Source organism: Leisingera sp. ANG-DT, from assembly GCF_000813785.1.
In the GTDB taxonomy this organism is placed as follows: domain Bacteria; phylum Pseudomonadota; class Alphaproteobacteria; order Rhodobacterales; family Rhodobacteraceae; genus Leisingera.
The window spans coordinates 1-24,060 of the sequence record NZ_JWLE01000001.1 but is presented as its reverse complement, the minus strand read 5'-3'; the positions used below and the strand labels follow the sequence as shown (position 1 = coordinate 24,060).

The following is a 24,060-nucleotide window of genomic DNA, read 5'->3' as shown; positions in this document are numbered from 1 at the left end:
CTGGCGGCTGGCCTCGTGCCGCCGGGCCTGTTTCAGCCCCGCGCGCCCCTTGGGATGCGCGGGTTTTTTGTTTTTACATGGTGCCCATCAGCTCGCGGCCGATCAGCATCCGGCGGATTTCGCTGGTGCCCGCGCCGATCTCCATCAGCTTGGCATCGCGGAAGATGCGGCCCACCGGGTTGTCGGACAGGTAGCCCGCGCCGCCAAAGGCCTGCACCGCCTGATGGGCCTGAGTCATCGCAACCTCAGACGCGTACAGGCAGCAGGCTGCGGCGTCCTGACGGGTCACGGTGCCCTTGTCGCAGGACTTGGCAACCTCATAGACATAAGCCCGGGCGGTGTTCATCGCCGTGTACATGTCAGCGATCTTGGCCTGCATCAGCTGGAAGTTCCCGATCGGCTGACCGAACTGCTTGCGCTCTTTCATGTAGGGCATCATCTCGTCCATGCAGGCGGCCATGATGCCGGTACCGATGCCAGCCAGCACAACGCGTTCGTAATCCAAGCCGGACATCAGCACGCGCACGCCCTTGCCCTCTTCGCCCAGGATGTTTTCGAAAGGGACTTCCACGTCTTCAAACACCAGCTCAGCCGTATTGGAGCCGCGCATCCCCAGCTTATCGAAATGCTTGGAGGTGGAGAAGCCTTTGAACTCCTTTTCGATCAGGAAGGCGGTAATGCCCTTGGAGCCCGCTTCCGGATCGGTCTTGGCGTAGACCACCAGGGTATCGGCGTCGGGGCCGTTGGTGATCCAGTACTTGTTGCCGTTCAGGCGGAAGTGATCGTTGCGCTTTTCCGCGCGCAGGCTCATCGACACCACGTCGGAGCCCGCGCCCGCCTCGGACATTGCCAGCGCGCCGACGTGTTCGCCGGACAGCAGCCGCGGCAGGTATTTCGCTTTCTGCTCGGCGTTGCCGTTCAGCTTGATCTGGTTGACGCAGAGGTTGGAATGCGCGCCGTAGGACAGCGACACGGACGCGCTGGCACGGGCGATCTCCTCAATCGCGACGGTATGGGCCAGGTAGGACATGCCGGCGCCGCCGAATTCTTCCGGCACTGTGATTCCCAGGAGACCCAGCTCACCCATCTCTTTCCACAGCTCCGCCGGGAATTCGTTCTTCTGGTCGATTTCCTGCGCCATCGGCTTGACGCGCTCCTGCGCCCAGCGGTGAACCACATCGCGCAGCGCGTTCACGTCCTCACCAAGATCGAAAGTCATGCTTGCGTTGAACATCCCGCAGATCCTCCAGGCCAGAGCCGATTATATGAACAGTTGTTCAATTCAATAAAGGAGCCTTCGATTCGGGTCAATGGCGGTCCCGCTGCCCCGGACGCAGCGTCGAAAGCGGAAGACCGGCCGGAACGAGGAGGCACCGTTTTCCGGCACGGAAAACAGAACGGAAAATACGTGTCTTCCGGGCCGGAATTCTCGTAGAATTCCGGTTGGCATTTCAGTGAGTGGGGATCTTTTTCCGCGTGCGGGCGTTAACAGACAGACGCGGAAATCCTGCCCCGCCAGAAATCCAGAGGAGTTTCAAATGACACGAGCAACCCCCGTCCTGGCCGCAGCATTCTGCCTAGCTGGCCTGCCAGCTGCCGCCGAGGAGGTCGGGAAAATCGGCGTCGACTGGGTGGGAAATGATATCATCATCGAGGCCATCGCCGACCCCAAGGTCGAAGGCGTAACCTGCCACATCGCCTATTTCGAGCGCGGGCTGATTGACCGGCTGTCCAAGGGCAACTGGTTCGAGGACCCCTCGAATGCCTCCATCGCCTGCCGCCAGTCCGGTCCCATTACTGTGGGCGAAATCGACCGCGGCCGTGATGGCGAGGATGTGTTCCGCGCGTCGCGCTCCATCATCCTGAAATCACTGCGGGTAAAACGCATCTTTGATGAGGCCAACCAGACCCTGATCTATGCCGCCCACGCGGCAGAGCTGACCGACGGGTCCGCCAAGGTTTCGATCTCGACGGTGCCGCTCTTTCAGGCGGATTGATAAACGGCGGAGACCTCGGCCCGGATGATGCGGGCGATCTGGGCGCAATCCTCCAGGCTAAAGGTCAGCGGCACCCGCATGTCGATGATGCCTGCCAGGATGCGGTCGCTCTGCGGCAACCGCGGGGTGTCCGCATAGCGCCAGCTGTCGTAACGGGAAGTGAAGGCGACGGGCTCCGGCGTGCCGAACCACTTCAGCTCCACCCCGCGGGCGGCACAGCGGCGCACGGCCTCCTGCACCGCCTCCTCACTCCAGTCTAGCAGCAGAAACTGGATTGAGGAGCCGACGTAAACCTCCTGCGCGGGGCGCTCCACCACCGTCAGGCCGGGCGTGCCGCGCAGGCCCTCCTCCACCGCACGGTATCGGTCGTTCCAGCGCTGCACCTGCGTATCCAGATCACGCAGCTGCGGCCGCAGGATGGCAGCACGCAGGTTATCCATCCGTCCCGAGATGTTGGGAGTCTCGTATTTCACCCGCTCGAACACCTCAGGTCCCGGCGCGGCCAGATGGCGGCCATAGAGCATGTAGGAGCCGGACATCATGATGGCGCGGGCGGCGATTTCTTCGTCATCGGTGATGAGCAGCCCGCCCTCGCCGGAATTCACATGTTTGTAGGTCTGGCAGGAGTAGCAGCCGACCGCACCATGGCGGCCCGACAGCACCCCGTTCCAGGAAGCACCCATGGTATGGGCGCAGTCCTCGATCACGGTGATACCGGCGGCATCGCAGATCTCCATCAGCCGGTCCATGTCGCACAGATGCCCGCGCATGTGCGACAGCATCAGCACCTTGGCTTGATCCGCCTTGGCCGCCAGATCATCCAGATCAATGGTCAGGTCTTCGGTGACTTCGACAAACACCGGCTCCGCCCCGACAGAGGCAATGGATCCCGGCACCGGCGCCAGGGTGAAGGCGTTGGTCAGCACCTTGTCGCCAGGCTTCACCCCGACAGCGCGCAGCGAGGTTGCCAGCGCATAGCCGCCAGAGGCTACAGCCAGACAGTATTTCGCCCCCATCTGCGCTGCGAACTCCCGCTCCAGCAGCGCGGTTTCGCCCGCCTCGCCCTCTGCGACGTTATAGCGGTGCAGCCGCCCGCTGCGGAGCACCGCCAGCGCGGCCTCGATGGCGACTTCGGGGATGGGTTCCTGCTGGGTGAATGACCCGGTAAACTTTTCGCTCATGCGGCGTTTGTGAGCCGCGGGCGGCCAGCGGTCAAGGGGGAAGCCGGACAGATGAATATCCCGAAACTAAGTTGCGGGATCACGCAATCAGCCGGTCTGCGACCTCCAGCAGGTCCTCAAACCGGTGCAGCAGCGCCTCCGGCTTCAGCGCCGCCATATCATCGCCCGAGGGACCGAAGGTGACCAGCACCGACGGCACACCGGCATTTGCCGAGGTGTTGCGGTCGGTATCGCTGTCTCCCACCAGCAGGGTACGGGCCGGGTCGCCGCCTGCGCGGCGGGCAGCCTCAAACAGCGGCTCCGGATCGGGTTTGCGCACCGGCAAAGTGTCGGCGCCAACCAGCGAGGCAAAGGCATCCCTGACACCCAGGCTGCGCATCAGCTGGTCCGCCAGTCCCTCTGGCTTGTTGGTGCAGATGCCGACGCCGTAGCCTGCAGTTTTCAGCATCTCCACGGCCTCCATGGCGCCTGGATAGAGCACGGTGTGGTGGTCGATGGCGTCGCGGTAGGCCTCCAGCAGCACCGGATAGAACTCATCAACTGTGGCCTGATCGAACTTGCCTGTCCGCTTCAGGCCGGTTGCCAGCATGTTGCGGCCGCCGCGCAGGGCAACAGCAGCATCCTCCGGCCGGTCCAGAACATCGCCCAGCCCCATCTGCCGGAAACAGGCGTTGGCCGCCGCCAGAAGGTCGCCCGAGGTATCCGCCAGCGTGCCGTCCAGATCGAAGATAACCGTTCGCATGTCCTGCCCTTTCGGCATTTTTCCGCCGCCGCATGTTGCAGGCCGCAATCTTGTTTGATGGCGCTATCCCTTGCGCCCCGCCTGTTAGCGGATAAAACGGGAGCGCTAAAAAGACAAAGAGAAAAGCGATTATGAGCATTGCCCTTGTCATCCTGGCGGCCGGAAAAGGCACGCGGATGAACTCCGATCTTCCGAAAGTGCTGCACCCGATTGCCCAGGCGCCGATGCTGGAGCACGCGATGGCCGCGGGCCGCACACTGGCGCCGGAGCGCACCATCATCGTGGCGGGCCACGGGGCGGATGAGGTGCGTGCGGCAGTTGCCGAAATCGACGAAGAGGCCGAAGTTGTCCTGCAGGAAGAACAGCTTGGCACCGCCCATGCGGTCGATCAGGCCCGCACTGCGCTGGACGGGTTCGCGGGCGATGTGGTTGTGCTTTATGGCGACACGCCCTTTGTCAGCGCCGAAACACTGGAACGCATGGTGGAGGCCCGCCAGCGCGCCGACCTGGTGGTGCTGGGGTTCCAGGCCGCCGACCCGGGCCGCTATGGCCGCCTGGTGATGGACGGCGACAGCCTGGAGAAGATTGTCGAGTTCAAGGACGCCACTGAGGCAGAGCGCGCGATTTCCTTCTGCAACTCCGGCCTGATGGCGGGCAAGGCCAGCGCGATGTTCGATCTGATTGCCAAGGTCGGCAATGAAAACGCATCGGGCGAATACTACCTGACCGATCTGGTGGAACTGGCCCGGCGCGAGGGTCTGAACGTCACCGCCGTGTCCTGTGATGAGGCAGAAACGCTGGGCGTAAACTCGCGCGCCGAGCTGGCGCAGGCGGATGCGCTGTTTCAGGCGCAGGCGCGGGAAGACCTGATGGAGCTGGGTGTCACCCTGATGGCGCCGGAAACCGTCTATCTGGCCTTTGACACTTTCATCGGCCGCGACACCGTGATCGAACCTAACGTGGTGTTCGGCCCCGGCGTCACCGTGGAAAGCGGCGCGCTTATCCGGGCGTTTTCGCATCTGGAGGGCTGCCACGTCAGCCGCGGCGCCAAGGTCGGGCCGTATGCACGCCTGCGCCCCGGTGCGGAGCTGGCGGAAAACACCCACATCGGAAACTTCGTCGAGATCAAGAACGCCGAGATTGCCGAGGGCGCCAAGGTCAATCACCTCAGCTACATCGGCGATGCCTCTGTCGGCGAGGCCACGAATATTGGCGCAGGCACGATTACCTGCAACTATGACGGGGTGATGAAGCACCGCACCGAGATCGGCGCCCGCGCCTTCATCGGGTCGAACACCATGCTGGTGGCTCCGGTCCGGGTCGGCAACGAGGCGATGACCGCAACCGGCGCAGTGGTGACCAAGAATGTGGAAGACGGCGACCTGGCCATTGCCCGCGCCGAACAGAACAACAAACCGGGCCGTGCGCGCAAGCTGATGGATATGCTGCGCGCCAAGAAGGCCCGCCTGCAGAAGGGAGCCATGTGATGTGCGGAATTGTCGGCGTACTGGGCAATCACGAGGCCGCCCCGATCCTGGTCGAGGCGCTGAAGCGGCTGGAATACCGCGGCTATGACAGCGCAGGCATTGCCACGGTGAACAACGGCGCCCTGCGCCGCCGCCGTGCAGTGGGCAAACTGGTGAACCTTTCCGACCTTCTGGTGCACGAACCGCTGGCCGGCAAGGCCGGCATCGGCCACACCCGCTGGGCCACCCATGGCGCGCCGTCGGTCAGCAACGCCCACCCCCACCGCGCCGGTTCCGTCGCAGTGGTGCACAACGGCATCATCGAGAACTACAAAGAACTGCGCGCAGAGCTTCTGAACTGCGGCATGGAGTTCCGCACCGAGACCGATACCGAAACCGTCGCCCTGATGACGGAGCGCTACTTGAAAGAGGGGTACACCCCCGTCGATGCCGCCTTCAAAACGCTGGACCAGTTGGAGGGCGCCTTTGCCCTGGCCTTCCTGTTTGATGGCGAAGAGGACCTGATCGTCGCGGCCCGCAAGGGCTCGCCGCTGGCAATCGGCCATGGCGACGGCGAGATGTTCGTGGGCTCCGACGCCATCGCATTGGCGCCGCTGACCGACCGGATCACCTATCTGGAAGAAGGCGACCGGGCTGTTGTCACCCGCGCAGGCGCCGAAATCCGCAATGCCCATGGCGAGTTGGTGAACCGCGAAACCAAGACCATCCAGATCGACTCCTCGCAGGTCGACAAGGGCGGCCACAAGCATTTCATGGCCAAGGAAATCGCCGAGCAGCCGCATGTGATTGCTGAGGCGATCCGTCATTACCTGCCGGTCGAGGAAAACGCCGTGCGCCTGCCCGGCGAAGGCGTGGATTTCTCGCAAGTCGAGCGGCTGACCATGGTTGCCTGCGGCACCGCATTCTATGCCTGCCTCACCGCCAAATACTGGTTCGAGCAAATCGCCCGCCTGCCGGTCGAGGTCGATATCGCCTCTGAGTTCCGCTACCGCGAACCGCCGATCCCCGGCAAAACGCTGGCGCTGTTCGTGTCGCAATCGGGTGAGACTGCCGACACTCTGGCCGCGCTGCGCTACTGCCAGGAAAAGGCGGACAAGATCCTGTCGGTGGTGAACGTCCCCGAAAGTTCCATTGCGCGGGAAAGCGATCTGGCGCTGCCGATCTTTGCCGGGCCGGAAATCGGCGTCGCCTCCACCAAGGCGTTCACTTGCCAGCTGACGGTGCTGCTGGCGCTGGCGCTCAAGGCTGCCTGCGACCGCGGCCATCTGAGTGCCGATGAAATGGCGGAGTACGCCACCGCAATCCGCGGGTTGCCCAATGTGCTGTCCTCAGCGCTGGAGCAGAACCAGGCGATCCGGCTGGCGGCGCAAAAGGTCAGCGAAGCGCGCGACGTGCTGTTTCTGGGCCGTGGCCTGATGTTTCCGCTGGCGCTGGAAGGCGCCTTGAAGCTGAAGGAAATCAGCTACATCCACGCCGAAGCTTATGCCTCCGGCGAGCTGAAGCACGGCCCCATCGCGCTTATCGACAAGAACATGCCGGTGGTGGTGCTGACGCCCAAGGACTCGCTGTTCGACAAGTCGGTTTCCAACATGCAGGAAGTGCTGGCCCGCAAGGGCAAGGTGCTGATGATCTCCGACCAGGACGGCATTGACGAGGCAGGCGACGACGTCTGGTGCGCGATCCGGATGCCAAAGGTCAAAGAGGCGCTGTCACCGATCCTCTATGCCATTCCGGCGCAGCTCTTGGCCTATCACACCGCAGTTGCCAAAGGCACCGACGTGGACCAGCCGCGCAACCTCGCGAAATCAGTAACGGTGGAGTGAGCCATGGCCAAGCAGTTCCCGCATATCGAAGACGCCCACCGCAAGTTCATTGAAGAGCAGCACATGTTCTTCACCGGTTCGGCCGGACCGGAGGGGCGCGTGAACATCTCCCCCAAGGGAATGGACTCGCTGCGGGTACTGGGACCGGACCGGATTGTCTGGATGAACCTGACCGGCAGCGGCAATGAAACCGCGGGCCACCTCATGGAGGTGAACCGGATGACCCTGATGTGGTGCTCCTTCACCACCCGCCCGATGATCCTGCGCACCTATGGCACCGCCAAGGTCCTGCACGCGGGTGATGACGGCTGGGAAGAACTGGCCGCCCTGTTCCCCGCGCACCGCAGCGCCCGTCAGATTTTCGATGTTTCGGTCGATATGGTTCAGACCTCCTGCGGCTATGCGGTGCCTTTCATGGAATACCAGTCCGACCGCGACACCATGCAGAAATGGGTGGACGGGAAGTCGGACGCGGAAATCCGCGCCTATTGGGAAGAGAAGAACCAGACCACCATCGACGGCAAGCCGACAGGCGTGCCGGTGTGACGGTCGCGGTCAAGGAAACACATGATTGATCCCTATCTTGACGCGCTCAAAGCCCAGGCCGAACCCGGCCGGGCAGAGCAGATGGCGGCCTATCACAAGCAGGCGCGCGAAGTTCTGGGGGTGCCGAACCCGGCCACCAACGACCTGACCAAATCCTGGCGTCAGTCCCTAAGCGTGGCGGAGCGCGTCGATCTGGCCCGCGCCCTGTGGCACACCGACATCTTCGAGGCCCGCATCGCCGCGGGCAAGCTGCTCACACAAGCGCGGATCAAGGAGGATCAGGCGGTCTGGGAGCTGCTGCAGTCCTGGGTGCCGCAGTTTGACAGCTGGGCGATTGCCGACCATGCCTGCTCTGCCATTTCTAAACGGCTGCTGGCGGATCCGGCGCGTCTGGACGCGGTAGAAAGCTGGTGCCAATCGGACCACATGTGGACCCGCCGCGCGGCGCTGGTCGCAACCCTGCCCTGGGCCAAGATGAACAATCTGAAGCCCGCTGATCAACAAGCCCGCGAACGCATCCTGGGCTGGGCCGCAGCTTATGTGCCCGACCGCGACTGGTTCATGCAGAAAGCAGTGGCTTGGTGGCTGCGCGACCTCAGTAAGCACGACGCAGACCGCACCCGCGCGTTCCTGGCGGAACATGGGCAAGACATGAAGGGGTTTGCCCGCAAGGAAGCGGCGAAATACCTGAAAGATATCTAGGCCAGCAAAAGGTCCCGCCCGGCACCCGCCGGGCAGCGCCCGCCCCGCCGAAGCAAGCGGGCGCTTTCCCTATTGATTAGAGGCTCAACCTGCGGGGGGCAGCACCTGCACCTCAGCCAGTTCTGTCAGCGGCAGGCCCAGCGCCCGCATTGCGCCAATCGACAGGCGGCTGCCGCCGGAAGCCTCGCCCGGGATCGGTTTCAGCGTCAACACCACTTGGGTATTTCGGTTGGAACGGATCAGCGCCTGCTGCTCTGCTGCCACCAGCGGCGTTTCCATCCACAACCCCGGCAGCGACGGATCGCCCAGCGAGGCCACTGTGGTGGCGGAACCGAGGAACGAAGGCGCGGAAGGCGACGTTGGCGCCAGCGGCTCCGCCGGAGCAACATCAACGCCAGGTGAGGGCTGCAGCACCGGGTCCTGCGGCTCAGCCGCCGCTGGTCCGCCGGAACCGTTCAGAATGGAAGAGTTCAGCTGGATCCCGTTACAGGCCGCCAGCAGGGAAATCGAAGCAAGGGAAATGACTGTCATACGCATGAGGCGACCCTAGCCAGCTGCGAAACTCTTTGCCAGTCACAAATGCCGTCTCCCCCTTGCCGCGGGCGGTGCCCCGCTTTACCTAGGAGGCATGACGGCTCCGCTTATTGATCCCTTCGCCCGCGCAATCACTTACCTGCGCGTCTCGGTCACCGACCGCTGCGATTTCCGCTGCGTTTACTGCATGTCGGAAAACATGACCTTTTTGCCCAAGAAGGATCTGCTGACGCTGGAGGAACTGGACCGCCTCTGCTCCACCTTCATCCGGCTGGGCGTCGAGAAACTGCGGATCACCGGCGGCGAGCCATTGGTGCGGCGCGGCATCCTGACCTTCTTCCAGTCGATGAGCCGCCATTTGGACTCCGGCGCCCTGAAGGAGCTGACGCTCACCACAAATGGCTCGCAGCTGGTGAAATACGCAGATGATCTCTATGCCGCAGGGGTGCGCCGGGTGAATATCTCGCTCGACACGCTGGACGAACAGAAGTTTGCCGATGTCACCCGCTGGGGCCGCCTGCCCCAAGTGATGAAGGGCATCGATGCGGCGCAGAAAGCAGGCCTCAAGGTCAAGATCAACGCGGTGGCGCTTAAGGGCTTCAACGAGGAAGAACTGCCCCGCATCACCGAATGGTGCGCTGAACGCGGCCTCGACCTCACCTGGATCGAGGTGATGCCGATGGGCGAGGATATCGGCGCCATGGAGCGCATCGGCCAGTACTGGTCGCTGAAGGACGTGCGCAAGGAATACGAAAGCCACTACACTGTCACCGATCTGGCCGAACGCACCGGCGGCCCGGCCCGTTATGTGCGGCTGGAGGAAACCGGCCAGAAGATCGGTTTCATCACCCCGCTGTCCCATAATTTCTGCGAAAGCTGCAACCGGGTGCGGGTGACCTGCACCGGCGAGATCTACACCTGCCTCGGCCAGGAGGGCAAATCCGACCTGCGGGCGCCCCTGCGCGCCAATGAGGAAGGCGCCGGCGTGCTGGAGGCTGCGATCCGCGCCGCCATCGGCGACAAGCCCCGCGGCCATGATTTTGATTATTCGCGGCAAGAGGCCGGCGGCCAGATGTCCCGCCACATGAGCCATACCGGCGGCTGACATGCCCGGGACCGCTCCAGCGCAACGGACGCTGCTCTACTCCCTGTACTGCGGCGTCAGCGCGCTGATTGCCCCCCTCGCCTGGCGCAAGGTCGCGGGCAAGCTGCGCGACTACGGCCTGCCAGAGGAACGGGTGCGTGAACGCCTCGGCCACGCCTCCCTGCCCCGCCCGGCCGGGCAGCTGATCTGGTTTCATGCGGCTTCGGTCGGCGAAAGCCTGTCGGTGCTGACCCTGATTGCCCGTTTGGGCGAACAGATGCCGGATGCGGAGTTCCTGATCACCTCCGGCACCCCCACCTCGGCTGAGCTGATCGCCAAGCGGATGCCGCCGCGCTGCCGCCACCAATTCCCGCCGCTGGACACCGCCGCCGCCGTGGACCGCTTCCTCGCCCATTGGAAACCTGATCTGGGGGTATTTGTAGAAAGCGAGCTGTGGCCGCAGATGCTGGTGCGCGCCCGCAAGACCGGCTGCCCGCTGGTGCTGCTGAACGCGCGCCTCTCGGACAAATCGGTGCAGGGCTGGACAAAGCGCCCGGATACCGCGCGGTATATCCTCGACCAGTTCACTCTGCTGGTGACCCAGAACCAGAAAACCGCCGCCAACCTGCAGGCGATGGGCGCCGCACCGGAGCGCATCCGCCCCGGCAGCAATCTCAAGGCCGTTTCCGCGCCGCTGCCGGTGGATCAGGACACCCTCGCCAAGGTGCGCAGCAGCATTGGCGAGCGGCCTGTCTGGGTCGCCTCCTCGACTCATGAAGGCGAAGAGGAAACCGTGCTGGACGCCTATGAGGCGCTGCTGAAACAGCACCCGGACCTCTGCCTGCTGCTCGCCCCCCGCCACCCGGAACGCGGCGATGCGGTTGAAACGCTGATCAAGGACACGGGCCTCAGCTGCGCACGGCGCAGCAAGGGCGTGCTGCCCGGCACCCAAACCCAGGTCTATCTGGCAGACACGCTGGGCGAGGTCGGCACATGGTACGCGCTCTGCCCGCTGGTGTTCCTGGGCGGCTCCTTGCGCGAAATCGGCGGCCACAACCCGTTTGAACCGATGCAGGCAGGTGCGGCGGTGATCACCGGCACGGGACACTACAATTTCGCCGAGACCTATGCCGAACTGTCCGCCCTAGGTGCCGCGGCAGAAGTGCGCTCAGCGGCGGAACTATCAGATCAGGTTGCCAAATGGCTGGAGCAGCCGGAGGTCTTTCAGGCCGCCCGTGAAGCCGCCGGGCAATTCATATCCCGCCAATCGGATCAACTGGACAAGACAGTGGACGCCCTGCTGGCGCTGCTGTCCGATAGGAGGCCGTGATGGCACAAGTTGACGCCAAAAAAATTGAAGTCATTGCGCCGAACTTCAAGCGCCGCCTGTCCGGCGTCACCTCCACTATCGTGCGGCTGGTGCCGCTGCAGCGCCAGCAGATCGCCATCGCCACCGCGGGCAGCGGCCTGCCGGGGAACATGCCGCATCTGTCGGTGTCCCAGCTCATCCTGATGCGCCGGAACGGCCCATCCGGCGCCCGCGTCTGGCACGCCCGGCGCAATCTGGAAATGCTAGGCGGCCTGGCGCTGAAATACCTGCTGGGCAAGCGGCTGAAACTCTTGTTCACCTCCGCCTCGCAGCGCCATCACTCCGGCTACACCAAGTGGCTGATCTCGCAGATGGACCGGGTGATCGCCACCTCCGCCAAGGGCGCAGCCTACCTGGAGAAACCTGCGCAGGTGGTGCACCACGGGATCAACACCGAAGAGTTCGCTCCACCTGCTGACAAGGCGGCGCTGCGCCGCGAACTGGGCCTGCCGGAGGATGCGCTCCTGATCGGCTGCTACGGCCGTATCCGGGCGCAGAAAGGCACCGACGTTTTTGTCGACGCCATGCTGGAGGTGCTGAAAGCACACCCCAAGGCGGTTGGCATCGTGATGGGCCGCGCCACCGAAAAACACGTTGCTTTCGAGAAGGAACTGCGCGCCAAGGTGGAAGCCTCTGGCCTATCGGACCGCCTGCGGTTCCCGCCGGAAGTGCCGGTTTGGGAGGTGTCCCGCTGGTATCAGGCGCTGGACCTCTACGTGGCGCCGCAGCGATGGGAGGGGTTCGGCCTCACCCCGCTCGAAGCGATGTCCTGCGGCGTGCCTGCAGTAGCCACCCGCGTCGGTGCTTTTGAGGAACTGATTGCGCCAGGGGAAACCGGCCTGCTGATCGATCCGGGCGAAACCACCCAGATGGTGGAGGCCATCAGCGCGGTGCTCTCCACCGAGGGCCGCCTGCAGGCTTGGTCAGAGGCCGCGCGCAAACACGCCATGACCAACTTCGCGCTGGAGAAAGAAGCGGAAACGCTCGTCACTATCTACCGCGAATTGCTGGAGCACTGACGCCCGCCGCCGCTTCTTTCTGGTCAAAAATATTCTCGGGGGTGAATTGAGCCGCAGGTTCAAGAGGGGGCAGACAGCCCCCTCTCCAATATCATTCAGGCAGCCGGCATCCGCTGTTCAACGATTTCCGCCCACCAGCTGCAGCCTGCAGGAATGGCGTCGTCGTTGAAGTTGTACTCCGGGTGATGCACCATCGCGGTGTCGCCGTTGCCCATCAGGATATAGGCGCCGGGGCGCTCTTCCAGCATGAAGGCAAAGTCTTCGCCGCCCATCACCAGCGGCGCATCCCCGCAGGAGCCGGACACGCTGGCGGCCACCTTGGCCGCGAACTCGGTCTGCTCCTCGTGGTTCACCATCACCGGATAGCCGCGGTGATAGGTGATGTCCGCGGTACCGCCAAAGGTCGCGGCAATGCCGGTGCAAACCTCGTTGATGCGCTTTTCTGCCAGATCGCGCATCTCCCCCGACATAGTGCGCACGGTGCCCTTGATCTGCACCTTCTGCGGGATCACGTTGAACGCCTTGGAGGAGGTCTCGAAGGAGGTCACGGATACCACGATCTGATGCACCGGATCGGCATTGCGCGAGGCGATGGTCTGCAGCGCCAGCACGGCCTGGGCCGCCAGAACGGTGGTGTCGATGGTCTCATGCGGCTTGGCAGCGTGGCCGCCGCGGCCCTCAAAGGTGATGTCGAACTGGTCGGTCGCGGCAAAGAAGGATCCCGGACGGATGGCAAAGGATCCCAGCGGCTGGCCCGGCCAGTTGTGCAGGCCATAGACTTCCTGCACGCCCCAGCGGTCCATCAGCCCGTCGTCGCACATCACCTTGGCGCCGCCGCCGCCTTCCTCGGCGGGCTGGAAGATCACCACCACGGTGCCGTCGAAATTGCGGGTTTCCGACAGGTACTTGGCGGCGCCCAGCAGCATCGCGGTGTGGCCGTCATGGCCGCAGGCATGCATCGCGCCGGGGGTCTTGGAGGCATAGTCCAGCCCGGTCTGCTCATGGATCGGCAGCGCGTCCATGTCGGCGCGCAGGCCGATCACCTTGCCGGAGGTGTCCGCCTTGCCCTTGATGACGCCCACCACGCCGGTGCGGCCGATGCCGGTCACCACCTCGTCGCAGCCGAATTCCTGCAGCTTCTCCGCCACCAGGGCGCTGGTGCGGTGGGTTTCGAACAGGATTTCCGGGTTTTCGTGGATGTCACGGCGCCAGGCGGTGATTTCATCCTGCAGTTCGGCAAAGCGGTTCTTGACCGGCATTTCTCACTCCTTTGGTTATCTGTTCCCCGCAGCCTCAGGCCGCGGGCATTCTTCGTTCCACCAGCTCGGCAAACCAGCTGCATCCCAGCGGGATCGCTTCGTCGTCAAAGACATAAGCCGGGTGGTGGCACATCTGGGTGTCGCCGTTGCCGAGGAAGATATATGCGCCGGGGCGCTGCTCCAGCATGTAGGAGAAATCCTCGGACGGCATGATCGGCGGGGTCTCGGCATCGACCTTTGCAGAGACCACCTGCGCCGCCTCCACTGCATGTGCAGTGCCGTTTTCATCATTGATTGTAACGGGATAGCCAGGAACCCATTCGACACCAGCCGTGGCACCAAACGCGGCAGCAGTGCTTTCGGCAACCCGGCGCACCCATTCCTCGGCCTGGGTGCGGTACTCGGGGTCGAGCGTGCGCACGGTGCCTTGCAGCCTGGCGGTATGGGCAATCACGTTCGACGCCGTGCTGTCGGTTTCAAAGGTGCCGACGGTCAGCACCACGCGTTTGATCGGGTCCACGTTGCGCGACACGATCGAGTGCAGCGAAACCACGATCTGGGAGGCAACTAGCGTCGTATCAATCGCCTCATGCGGGGCCGCGGCGTGGCCGCCCTTGCCGGTGACGGTGATGATGAATTCGTCCGAGGACGCCATCAACGGGCCGGGGCGGATGGCAAATTCGCCCACCGGAAGGCCGGGCATGTTGTGCAGGCCATAGACCTCCTGAATACCCCAGCGGTCCATCAGGCCGTCGTCACACATCGCCTTGCCGCCGGCGCCGCCTTCTTCGGCCGGCTGGAAGATCAGCACAGCCTTACCGTCGAAATTCCGTGTCTCTGCAAGGTACTTAGCCGCGCCCAGCAGGATCGAGGTGTGGCCGTCGTGGCCGCAGGCGTGCATCACGCCGGGCGTCTTGGAGGCATAGTCCACACCCGAGGCCTCGGGGATTGGCAGCGCGTCCATGTCGGCGCGCAGGCCGATGGCGCGGCCTGAGGTGTTGGTCTTGCCTTCGATCACCGCGACCACGCCGGTCTGGCCGACGCCGGTGGTGATATCGGTGATGCCGAACTCCTTGAGCCGCTCCACCACAAAGGCAGCGGTTTCATGCACCTCGTACATCAGTTCGGGGTTCTCGTGCAGGTGATGGCGCCAGGCTGTGATCTCCTGGTGCATCTCGGCAAAGCGGTTCTTGGCCGGCATTTTCCCCTCCCCTTTACTGTTTCAGGTTCCGTTGCGGCAAACTGTCCGCGAAAAAACTTAGCTTCGCAAGTATCCGGCTCCGCCGGGACGTGGCGGAACGCGCCAGAGCGGGGGTGCCATGCGTGCACCCCCTGTGCACCGTCTGTGCACCACCTGATACACCTTCAGCACCAATCTGAGCACGAAACGCGCGGTTTCAAGGCAGCGGGAAGTAGCCGCGCAGTTTCTCCACCAGCTTGCGCATGAAGTCATGGCCCGCCTCGAACTGGGCCACCGTGATATACTCGTTGGGCTGATGCGCCTGGGCGATGTCGCCGGGACCGCAGATCACCGCCGAGTAACCGGCCTGCTGGAACTGGCCCGCCTCGGTGCCGTAGCTGACCACATGAGAGCCGTTGTCGCCGGTCACCCGGCGCACCAGCGCCTCAGCCTCGCCGTTCTGTTCCGGCACCAGTCCGGGCACGTCGAAGTGCTTGGACACATCAATGCGGGCCTCCGGATGGATGGCCTGCATTTCCGCCTCGACCTCGCGCACCTTGGCCAGATAGGCCGCCTCCCAATCGCTGGCATGCTCGCCCGGCACCACCCGGAAATCCATCAGAAAGCGGCAGTCCTTGGCGGTGATGTTGTGGGCGGTGCCGCCCTCGATCATGCCGACGTGGCAGGTGGTCCAGGGCGGAGTGAACATCGCCTGCATCTCACCCGGCTCCCTGGCCATGTTCGCGGCGTTCTGCTGGTTGGCCCAATCGATCAGTTTCGCACCCTGCATAATGGCGCTGACGCCGGTGTGCATGAGCGAAGAGTGCACCTCAAAGCCTATCAGATGGGTGTCATAGCCGGTGCCGCCCTTGTGGCCGGTGACCGCCTGCATCATCGAAGGCTCGCCCACGATCACCGCCGAGCCCTTGGGCAGCACTTTCTGCATCGCTTCGATCATCGGCGGGGCGCCGGTGCAGCCGATCTCCTCGTCAAAGCTCAGCGCCAGTTGCAGCGGCCGGGTGACACCCCCGGTATGGGCCTCCACCAGCGCCCAGATGGCGAGAGCGTCAAAGCCCTTCATGTCGCAGGTGCCGCGGCCGAAGTATTTGCCGTCCTTCTCCACCACGGTGAAGGGATCAGTCTCCCAAGGCTGGCCGTCGACCGGCACCACATCAGTATGGCCCGACAGCACCACGGCGCCCTCTTCCCACGGGCCAACGTGGGCAAAGACGGCGGCTTTGTGGGGCTGATCCGGGTCTGTCCAGCGGTGGCTTTCGATGCCGTGGGACGACAGATAGTCCTGCACCCAATCGACCAGCGGCAGGTTGGTGTCGCGGCTCACCGTCGGGAAGGAGACCAGCTGCGCCATGATCTCCAGCGGGGTCAGTTTTTCTGCCATGATCAGTAACCGCTGTCGGTGGTCAGCACGAAATGGCCGGGCTCCAGCTCCAGGTATTCCGACGGCTCCGGCTGATAGCCGACCTCGTGAATCGGCGACGGGATCGGTTTGAAGTTCAGTTCCTTCTCAGACTTGCGCTGGCGCGGATCGGCGATCGGCACCGCCTTCATCAGCGCCTGGGTATAGGCGTGCAGCGGGTTTTCAAAGACGCGCTCACGCGGGCCGATTTCGACGATGCGGCCCAGGTACATGACGCCGACCTGATGGGAGACCCGCTCCACCACCGCCATGTCGTGGCTGATGAACAGGAACGACAGCCCCAGTTCCGCCTGCAGTTCCATCATCAGGTTCAGCACCTGCGCCTGCACCGAGACGTCGAGTGCGGAGACAGCCTCGTCCGCGACGATCAGCTTGGGGTTCAGGGCGAGCGCGCGGGCGATGGCGATCCGCTGGCGCTGGCCGCCGGACATCTCATGCGGGTAGCGGCGCATGAAGCTGCGCGGCAGATGGACGCGGTCAAACAGGCTGGCAACCCGGTCGTGCAACTCGGAGCCGGAGGCGAGGCCATAGTTCCGGATCGGTTCCGCCACCTGGTCGATCAGCTGCATCTGCGGATTGAGGGAGGCAAAGGGATCCTGGAAGATCATTTGCATGTCCTGGCGCGCCTTGTGCATCTGGGACGGGCTGAACTGCAGCACATCGCGGCCTTCGAAGTTCACTTGGCCGGATTGCGGCTCCACCAGGCGCAGGATCGAGCGGCCGGCAGAGGATTTCCCACAGCCGGATTCGCCGACCAGCGACAGGGTCTGGCCCTTGAACACCTTGAAAGACACATCCTCCACCGCGTGCACGTTGGAAATGGTGCGGCGCAGCAGGCCGCCCTTGACCGGGAAGCGCGTGGTCAGGTGCTTTACATCCAGCAGCACCTCGTCGGTGCCCTTGATCGGCTCGATCTTCTGGTTCTCGACACCCATCAGCTTCATCGGTTCGGGGTAATGCTTGCCGCGCATCTCGCCCAGCTTCGGCACCGCCGCCAGCAGTGCCTTGGTGTAGTCGTGCTTGGGGTTTTCGAAAATCTCCTCGACGGTGCCTTCCTCAACCTTGTTGCCGCGGAACATGACGACGACGCGGTCGGCCATTTGGGCCACCACCGCCATGTCATGGGTGATGAACATCACCGCGGTGCCGGTCTCACGCTTCAGCCGGTCCATCAGCGCCAGAATCTCCGCCTGGATGGTCACATCCAGCGCGGTGGTCGGTTCATCTGCAATCAATAGCCGCGGCTCGCAGGCCATCGCCATGGCGATCACCACCCGCTGGCGCATGCCGCCCGAGAGTTCATGCGGATACTGCTTCAGGCGGCGTTCCGGTTCCGGGATGCGGACCTGGCGCAAGAGCTCCAGCGCCCGCTCCTCTGCCTGGGACTGCGACATCTTCTTGTGGATGCGCAGGCCCTCGGTCAGCTGGCGGCCGACGGTGAACACCGGGTTGAGCGCGGTCATCGGCTCCTGGAAGATCATGCCGATCTCGTTGCCGCGAATCTGCTTCATCATCTCCTGTTCGGAGGTGGCAAGGTTGGTATCGCCGCCCTCGCGGCGGTTGAACAGCAGCTCGCCGCCCGCAATCTCGCCGCCGCCAAACTCCACCAGCCGCATCAGCGACAGCGAGGACACCGACTTGCCGGAGCCGGATTCGCCAACGATACAAACGGTTTCGCCGGGGCTCACGTCAAAGGAGACATCCTCCACCCCGACCACGGGGCCGTCCTTGGTCTGAAACTCCACCCGCAGATTTCTGATGGATGCAATGGCGTTGTCCAGCATGACGGCTCCCTGTTTTTCTTGCCTGGCCCGCCTGAAAAGACGGCCTCAGGTTCCGGAGTTAACTCTACTTTGCACAAAAATGCTCATGCAAATAATGCATGGCCCCTTCGAAATTGGAATTTGCAATTTCCCGGCAAAAGCGTTTCGATACCCCTGTGGTTGCCTGCAGGCTGTCACGTGCCGGTGCGTCCGGCAAGGTGTTAAGAGGTTACAGTCTCAAGGTTTTCCCTTTGCTTGCAGGCCCAGAGCTACACTTCCGCAGCAATGCGGCAACCCTCCGGGCCTGATCGGGCCCGGGCAACAAAAAGACACGAAACGTGTCCGACAAGGAGTGTGTGATGAAATTGAAATCCCTATTGATGGGTGCCGTTGCCGCGGCCTCGCTTGCGCCTGCAGCCTTTGCTGAGCGCGGGTCCGACGGCCAGGTCAACATCATTTACTGGCAGGCGCCGTCGATCCTGAACCCGTTCCTGTCGAGCGGCACCAAGGATGTGCAATCGGCCTCGCTGGTGATCGAGCCGCTGGCGCGCTATGACCCGCAGGGCAACATGATCCCCTATCTGGCGTCGGAAATCCCGACCGTGGAAAACGGCGGCGTCAGCGAAGACCTGACCTCGATCACCTGGAAAGTTGCACCGGGCATCAAATGGTCCGACGGCACCGACTTCACCGCCCATGACGTGAAGTTCACCGCCGACTACTGCATGCATCCCGAAGGCGGCTGTGCCCAGCTGACCAAGTTCCAGGGTGTCACCAATGTTGAGGTCGTGGACGATCTGACCGTCAAGGTCACCTTCGACAAACCGACCCCCTTCCCCTACGGCCCGTTTGTCGGCGGCGAGAGCCCGATCCTGCAGAAGGCCCAGTTCGAGAACTGCATGGGCGCCAAGGCGCCGGAATGCACTGAGGCCAACTTTGGCCCGATCGGCACCGGCCCGTTTGTGGTGGATGAGTTCAAGCCGAACGACGTGATCACCATGTCCGCCAACCAGAACTACCGAGACCCGGCCAAGCCGGCGTTTGCCAAGGTGCTGTTCAAGGGCGGCGGGGATGCAACCGCGGCTGGCCGCGCAGTGATGGAGACCGGCGAGTTCGACTATGCCTGGAACCTGCAGCTGGCGCCGGAAGTGATTGCGCAGATGGAAGCAGGCGGTAAAGGCAAGCCGGTTGCGGGCTTCGGTTCGCTGGTTGAACGCATCATGCTGAACCAGACCGACCCGTCGCCGGAGCTGCCGGAAGGCGAGCGCGCCACCGCCAAGCATCCGCACCCGTTCCTGAAGGACCCGGCGGTCTACAAGGCGATGTCGATGGCCATCGACCGTCCGCTGCTGGTGGAAATCGGTTACGGCAAGGCCGGCAAGGTCAGCTGCAACTGGGTGCCTGCTCCTGCGGCATTTGCCTCTGACACCTTCCAGTGCGACACGCAGGACATCGAAGGTGCCAAGGCAATGCTGGAAGAGGCGGGCTATAAGGACACCAATGGCGACGGCGTGCGGGAGACCCCGGACGGCAAGCCGATGAAGATCCTGTACCAGACCTCGACCAACGCTGTCCGCCAGGATTTCCAGGCACTGATCAAGGAATGGTGGAGCCAGATCGGCATCGAGACCGAGCTGCGCAACGTGAACGCCTCCGTCTTCTTTGGCGGCGACCCGGGCTCGCCCGACACCTTCCAGCGCTTCTATGCTGACGTTGAAATGTACGCCAACAACTTCGACGGCACCGACCCGCAGTCCTACCTGGGCAACGGTCTGTGCGACAAGGCGCCGAAGCCGGAATCCCAGTGGCAGGGTGAGAACATCTCGCGCTTCTGCAACGAGGAGTTCGACCAGTTGCACGCCGAGCTGAGCAAGACCGCCGGTCTGGAAGCGCGTGCCGAGATCGGCCGCCGCCTGAACGACATCATGGTCGAAAACGGCGGTATGATCCCGCTGGTTCACCGCGGCCGCCTGTCGGCGCATTCCAACACCCTGGGCGGTGTCGACCTGAACGTCTGGGACAGCGAGCTGTGGAACGCAGCTGACTGGTACCGCATCAAGTAAGCTCGGGCTTGCTTCCCGGGGCCCCGGCAGATGCCGGGGCCTCTTGCCATCTGCCAGAGCTGCCGTGCAGCTCTGCGCGAGGCTGGACGCGGGGCCTTCTCCCCGCCTGTTCCGAATTCAATACAAGTTGCAAAGGCGCTTAGCAGATGCTGACCTTTACAATCCGGCGGCTGATCCTGGCAGTTCCGACACTGCTGTTCATCAGCCTCGTGATCTTCCTGCTGCTGGAGCTCGCCCCCGGCGACCCGATGGCGCAGGTTCCCCTGACCGTCCCCGCAGAAGTCAAAGAAAAGATGCGCCTGGCCCTGGGCCTGGGCGAGCCGATGCATATCCGGTTCTGGAAATGGCTGGTGCAGTTCTTCTGGATCGAGCCGCAGGTGCTGATCGACAATATCTTCGGCACCAGCCTTGCTGAAGGGCAGCTGCGGGTGATCTCCTGGCAGACCCGCTCGCCGGTGATGGACATCGTGGTCCAGCGTATCCCGCAGACCCTGTGGGTGGTTGGCACTGCCTATGTGGTTGCGATCCTGATCGCGCTGCCGATCGGCATCTACTCCGCCTACCGCCAGTACAGCTGGTTCGACCAGATGGGCACCTTTGTGTCGATGGTCGGCTTCTCGGTGCCGCCGTTCTTCTCGGGGGTGCTGGTCATCGTGATTTTCTCGGTGCAGCTGGGCTGGTTCCCGTCGATCTATGACACCACCCATGTGGTCGACAGCTGGGACAGCTTTGTCTACCAGCTGAAGCAGATGATCATGCCTGTGATGGTGCTGGCGTTGCAGATCACCGCGCAGCTAAGCCGCTTCATGCGCGCCTCGATGCTGGACAACCTCAATCAGGATTATGTCCGCACCGCCCGCGCCAAGGGCCTCAGCGAATATGTGGTGGTAATGGTTCACGTCCTGCGCAATTCGATGATCCCGGTGGTCACGGTGATTGCGCTGGGGATCCCGTCGATCTTTGGCGGCGCCATCATCACCGAGCAGGTGTTCAAGGTGAACGGCATCGGCCAGCTGCTGATCGGCGCCATCCAGGCCAACGATCTGCCGATGGTGCAGACGCTCACTTTCATCTTTGCGGTGCTGATCGTGCTGTTCAACCTGATCGCCGACGTGCTGTACGGCATTCTTGACCCGAGGATCCGCTATGACTGACAAGGAACGCTTTGTGCCGGATGAAGGCATGGCTCCGGCCTCGACCGCGGTTCCGGCCGCCGGGCAGATGGAAGAGCTGCACCAGCCGCCGCGCAGCCAGTGGCTGGACGTCTGGGACCAGTTCAAGTCCCACCGCTGCGCGCTGATGGGCGGGGCGCTGTTCCTGCTGATCATCCTGGCGGTCTATGCCGGTCCGCTGGTGTGGGACCTTGAGGCCACCCAGATCGACATCCGCGCCCGCAATCAGGGCCCGAGCTGGGCGCATCCCTTCGGCACCGACCAGCTGGGCCGCGACATGCTGGCCCGGATGATGGCAGGCGGGGCAACCTCGGTCTCAGTCGGGCTGACGGCTATGCTGCTGGCGCTGTTCCTAGGCTCCTTCATCGGGGTGATGGCCGGTTTCTTCAAGAAACTGGACGGACCGCTGATGCGCCTGACCGACCTGTTCCTGGCGTTGCCGCTGCTGCCGCTGCTCTTGGTCATGATGCTGCTGTTCCGTGAGCCGCTGAACGCCGCTTTCGGGCCGGAACAGGGGATTTTCATCCTGATCGTGATCTCCATCGGGGTGACCAGCTGGATGCCCACCGCACGGATCGTGCGCGGCGATGTGCTGGCGCTGAAGGAGCGCGAGTTCGTGATGGCGGCGCGCTCCATCGGCACCACCAACAGCGGGCTGATCACCCGGCACATCCTGCCCAACGTGCTGTCGCCGATCATGGTCTCGGCCACCCTGGGCATTGCCACCGCGATCATCACCGAGTCGTCCTTGTCGTTCCTCGGCCTCGGCTTCCCGCCGGACTTCCCGACCTGGGGACGGCTGCTGTTTGATGCCACCGACTACCTGCAGCAGTATCCTGAGCGGGTGTTCTGGCCCGGCATGGCGATCTCGCTGACGGTGCTGAGCGTGAACTACCTGGGCGATGGTCTGCGCGACGCGCTGGACCCGCGGATCCGGGGCCGTTGAACAGACACGTAGAAAGGCAAAGGGCCGTCCCATCGGGCGGCCCTTTTCTTTTGCGCGGATGCAGCAGCGCTTAGTGCAGCTTCTTGCGGATCCGCTGGATGCCAAGCCACACCAGGCCAATGACCGGCAGGGTAACAGCTGCGATCAGCACCTTCTTGGTCAGCCCGTAGCGTTCGGCCAGCGGCAGCAGGAAGTCGGAAACCAGCGACACCGCGTAATAGCTGACTGCCACCACTGACAATCCCTCGACCGTGTGCTGCAGGCGCAAGGCAATGTCGGCGCGGCGGTCCATGCTGGCAAGCAGCGCCTGGTTCTGGGCGGAGCGTTCCACATCCACCCGGGTCCTGAGCAGCTCCCCTGCCCGGCGTGCCCGGCTGGCCAGTGTGTCCAGCCGTTTCTCGGTGGAATTCACCGTCCGCATCGCAGGATCAAACCGTCGCAGCATGAACTCGGCAAAGGTCTGGAACCCCTCGTGGCGTTCTTCCCGCAGCAGGCTGATGCGCTGGCTGACCAGCGCGTCATAAGCGCCGGTCGCCCCGAAGCGGAAGGCGGATTGCGCCGCCATCGCCTCCAGCTCAGCCGAAACTGCCAGCAGCTGGGTCAGGATTTCCTCGGCAGGCTTGGTGCCGCTTGTCATCTCCGCCATCATCTCGCTGAGACGGCTGTCCAGTTTGCCGATCACCGGCGACAGGCCGCGGGCGCGGGAAAAGCCCAGCATCGACATCGCCCGGTAGGTCTCGATCTCGCAGAGCCGCTGAACGATCCGGCCCACCCGCTGGGCGCCGGTATCGGTGTTTGGGAAGATGGCAAAGCGCACATGGCCCGCCGGGTCGATGCGGAAATCACCGGCCACCACCGCGCTGTCGTCCAGCACCTGCGAAGCGGTCAGGCTTTCCGGCACGAACCAGTCGTGCATGGTGGTTTTCAGCACCGCCGGCGCGGCGCGCGGCACCACCCGGATCAGCGCCGAGGTGATCCGCTGGCCCGGCGCCTCAGCCAGCCAGTCCACCGGGAAGACATCAAAATCCGCCGGATCAAAAGCGCGCGCACTGACCCCATCGCTGTAAACGGTGTAGCTGACAAACTCAGTGTGCTGCTCCCACTTCAGCATGTGCCGCCCGATCTGGGCAGTGTGATGGGTTGCCCCCGGTTTGGGATGCGGCGCGCCGTGGCGGTCCAGCAGCTGGATCAGGTGCTGCATGTCCTGCATCCGGTCGCGGTGCACGGCTTCCTGCGGCTGTTTCACAGCCAGGTAGACCACCGTGCAAGGGCTGGTCATGGTCGGGAACGGGCGGGCGTGCAGCTCATTGGTCAGCTGGTAGCGCAGCGGGTGATCCTGGATCGGCGGCATTCTTGGTCTCCGGGGCAATGCCGCGGACCATACTGCAGCCGGGAAAACATGTACAGAAATGTTTTATTTCAACACGTTAGCTGAATGCAACGGTATACATAAGCACCATCTGGGGGCGCTGCCCCCGGCCTGCGGCCTCCCCCGAGGTACTTGGGACCAGGAAGAAGCGGCAAAGGAAAAGGCGCCCCGGATGGAGCGCCCTTTCTGTTGGTTTGATGTCCTGTTTACTGAACCAGGCCCAGCAGCGTATCGAGGCTCTGCTTTGCGTCGCCGTAGAACATGCGGGTGTTTTCCTTGAAGAACAGGGGGTTCTCGATGCCGGAATACCCCGTGCCCTGGCCGCGTTTGGAGACAAACACCTGTTTCGCCTTCCAGCACTCCAGCACCGGCATGCCGGCGATCGG

At 63.5% G+C, this 24,060-nt stretch carries 21 protein-coding genes; 11 read left to right on the top strand and 10 right to left on the bottom strand.

From position 1 onward, the window contains the following. Positions 1-73: 73 nt before the first annotated feature. Positions 74-1,234, bottom strand: a complete 1,161-nt coding sequence (locus RA21_RS00105; protein ID WP_019296006.1) for an isovaleryl-CoA dehydrogenase — start codon at positions 1,232-1,234, stop codon at positions 74-76. Between the two features lie 304 nt (positions 1,235-1,538). Here RA21_RS00105 and RA21_RS00100 point away from each other — a divergent pair, with 304 nt between their 5' ends. Further along, positions 1,539-1,997 (top strand): CreA family protein, encoded by a 459-nt coding sequence (locus tag RA21_RS00100; protein WP_039145393.1) that lies wholly within the window; start codon positions 1,539-1,541, stop codon positions 1,995-1,997. On the opposite strand, the gene RA21_RS00095 is transcribed toward RA21_RS00100, so the two are convergent. Further along, positions 1,985-3,178, bottom strand: a complete 1,194-nt coding sequence (locus RA21_RS00095; RefSeq protein WP_039145390.1) for a DegT/DnrJ/EryC1/StrS family aminotransferase — start codon at positions 3,176-3,178, stop codon at positions 1,985-1,987. The genes RA21_RS00100 and RA21_RS00095 overlap by 13 nt on opposite strands. 79 nt (positions 3,179-3,257) lie before the next feature. Continuing rightward, positions 3,258-3,920, bottom strand: coding sequence for an HAD-IA family hydrolase (locus tag RA21_RS00090; protein ID WP_039146389.1), 663 nt, complete (start codon positions 3,918-3,920; stop codon positions 3,258-3,260). A 131-nt stretch (positions 3,921-4,051) separates the two neighbouring features. Here RA21_RS00090 and glmU point away from each other — a divergent pair, with 131 nt between their 5' ends. The 4 genes from glmU to RA21_RS00070 are packed head-to-tail and all read left to right on the top strand — an operon-like array spanning position 4,052 to position 8,478. Beyond that, positions 4,052-5,407 (top strand): bifunctional UDP-N-acetylglucosamine diphosphorylase/glucosamine-1-phosphate N-acetyltransferase GlmU, encoded by a 1,356-nt coding sequence (glmU, locus tag RA21_RS00085; protein WP_039145388.1) that lies wholly within the window; start codon positions 4,052-4,054, stop codon positions 5,405-5,407. After that, complete coding sequence (glmS, locus tag RA21_RS00080) at positions 5,407-7,230, top strand: glutamine--fructose-6-phosphate transaminase (isomerizing) (RefSeq protein ID WP_039145387.1); 1,824 nt, start codon at positions 5,407-5,409, stop codon at positions 7,228-7,230. The genes glmU and glmS overlap by 1 nt, the downstream gene beginning before the upstream one ends. 3 nt (positions 7,231-7,233) lie before the next feature. Beyond that, positions 7,234-7,776, top strand: coding sequence for a pyridoxamine 5'-phosphate oxidase family protein (locus RA21_RS00075; RefSeq protein WP_039145385.1), 543 nt, complete (start codon positions 7,234-7,236; stop codon positions 7,774-7,776). Between the two features lie 21 nt (positions 7,777-7,797). Beyond that, the gene (locus tag RA21_RS00070) at positions 7,798-8,478 is read left to right on the top strand and encodes a DNA alkylation repair protein (RefSeq protein ID WP_039145383.1); all 681 of its coding nucleotides are present in this window, start codon (positions 7,798-7,800) and stop codon (positions 8,476-8,478) included. A gap of 84 nt (positions 8,479-8,562) precedes the next feature. Here the strand turns inward: RA21_RS00070 and RA21_RS00065 are convergent, their stop codons facing one another. Continuing rightward, on the bottom strand, positions 8,563-9,015 hold the full coding sequence (locus RA21_RS00065) for a hypothetical protein (RefSeq protein WP_019296014.1): 453 nt from the start codon (positions 9,013-9,015) through the stop codon (positions 8,563-8,565). A gap of 91 nt (positions 9,016-9,106) precedes the next feature. Here RA21_RS00065 and moaA point away from each other — a divergent pair, with 91 nt between their 5' ends. The 3 genes from moaA to RA21_RS00050 are packed head-to-tail and all read left to right on the top strand — an operon-like array spanning position 9,107 to position 12,484. After that, entirely contained in the window at positions 9,107-10,117 is a 1,011-nt protein-coding gene (gene moaA / locus RA21_RS00060) for a GTP 3',8-cyclase MoaA (RefSeq protein WP_039145380.1), read from the top strand. A gap of 1 nt (position 10,118) precedes the next feature. Then, entirely contained in the window at positions 10,119-11,426 is a 1,308-nt protein-coding gene (locus tag RA21_RS00055; protein ID WP_039145379.1) for a 3-deoxy-D-manno-octulosonic acid transferase, read from the top strand. Next, on the top strand, positions 11,426-12,484 hold the full coding sequence (locus tag RA21_RS00050) for a glycosyltransferase family 4 protein (RefSeq protein ID WP_039145378.1): 1,059 nt from the start codon (positions 11,426-11,428) through the stop codon (positions 12,482-12,484). Before RA21_RS00055 ends, RA21_RS00050 begins: the two co-directional genes overlap by 1 nt. 95 nt (positions 12,485-12,579) lie before the next feature. On the opposite strand, the gene RA21_RS00045 is transcribed toward RA21_RS00050, so the two are convergent. The 4 genes from RA21_RS00045 to RA21_RS00030 all read right to left on the bottom strand — a co-directional run bounded on the left by RA21_RS00045 (position 12,580) and on the right by RA21_RS00030 (position 18,145). After that, on the bottom strand, positions 12,580-13,743 hold the full coding sequence (locus tag RA21_RS00045) for a M20 aminoacylase family protein (RefSeq protein WP_039145376.1): 1,164 nt from the start codon (positions 13,741-13,743) through the stop codon (positions 12,580-12,582). 34 nt (positions 13,744-13,777) lie between these two features. Continuing rightward, the gene (locus tag RA21_RS00040) at positions 13,778-14,944 is read right to left on the bottom strand and encodes a M20 aminoacylase family protein (protein ID WP_039145374.1); all 1,167 of its coding nucleotides are present in this window, start codon (positions 14,942-14,944) and stop codon (positions 13,778-13,780) included. Positions 14,945-15,140: 196 nt separating this feature from the next. Continuing rightward, a complete protein-coding gene (gene argE / locus RA21_RS00035; RefSeq protein ID WP_039145372.1) occupies positions 15,141-16,322 on the bottom strand; it encodes an acetylornithine deacetylase in 1,182 nt (393 codons plus the stop codon). Between the two features lie 2 nt (positions 16,323-16,324). After that, complete coding sequence (locus RA21_RS00030; protein ID WP_019296021.1) at positions 16,325-18,145, bottom strand: ABC transporter ATP-binding protein; 1,821 nt, start codon at positions 18,143-18,145, stop codon at positions 16,325-16,327. 338 nt (positions 18,146-18,483) lie between these two features. Here RA21_RS00030 and RA21_RS00025 point away from each other — a divergent pair, with 338 nt between their 5' ends. From RA21_RS00025 to RA21_RS00015, 3 genes are all read left to right on the top strand, one after another. After that, positions 18,484-20,187: a peptide ABC transporter substrate-binding protein gene (locus tag RA21_RS00025; RefSeq protein WP_039135918.1), complete on the top strand. Its 1,704-nt coding sequence runs from the start codon at positions 18,484-18,486 to the stop codon at positions 20,185-20,187. A gap of 146 nt (positions 20,188-20,333) precedes the next feature. Then, positions 20,334-21,341: an ABC transporter permease gene (locus RA21_RS00020; RefSeq protein WP_019296023.1), complete on the top strand. Its 1,008-nt coding sequence runs from the start codon at positions 20,334-20,336 to the stop codon at positions 21,339-21,341. Further along, positions 21,334-22,305, top strand: a complete 972-nt coding sequence (locus tag RA21_RS00015; RefSeq protein ID WP_039145371.1) for an ABC transporter permease — start codon at positions 21,334-21,336, stop codon at positions 22,303-22,305. The genes RA21_RS00020 and RA21_RS00015 overlap by 8 nt, the downstream gene beginning before the upstream one ends. Before the next feature lie 70 nt (positions 22,306-22,375). On the opposite strand, the gene RA21_RS00010 is transcribed toward RA21_RS00015, so the two are convergent. Continuing rightward, the gene (locus tag RA21_RS00010; RefSeq protein ID WP_039145369.1) at positions 22,376-23,656 is read right to left on the bottom strand and encodes a DUF3422 family protein; all 1,281 of its coding nucleotides are present in this window, start codon (positions 23,654-23,656) and stop codon (positions 22,376-22,378) included. Between the two features lie 224 nt (positions 23,657-23,880). Next, on the bottom strand, positions 23,881-24,060 hold a 180-nt coding region (locus RA21_RS00005; protein ID WP_039145368.1), incomplete at its 5' end, for an NAD(P)(+) transhydrogenase (Re/Si-specific) subunit beta.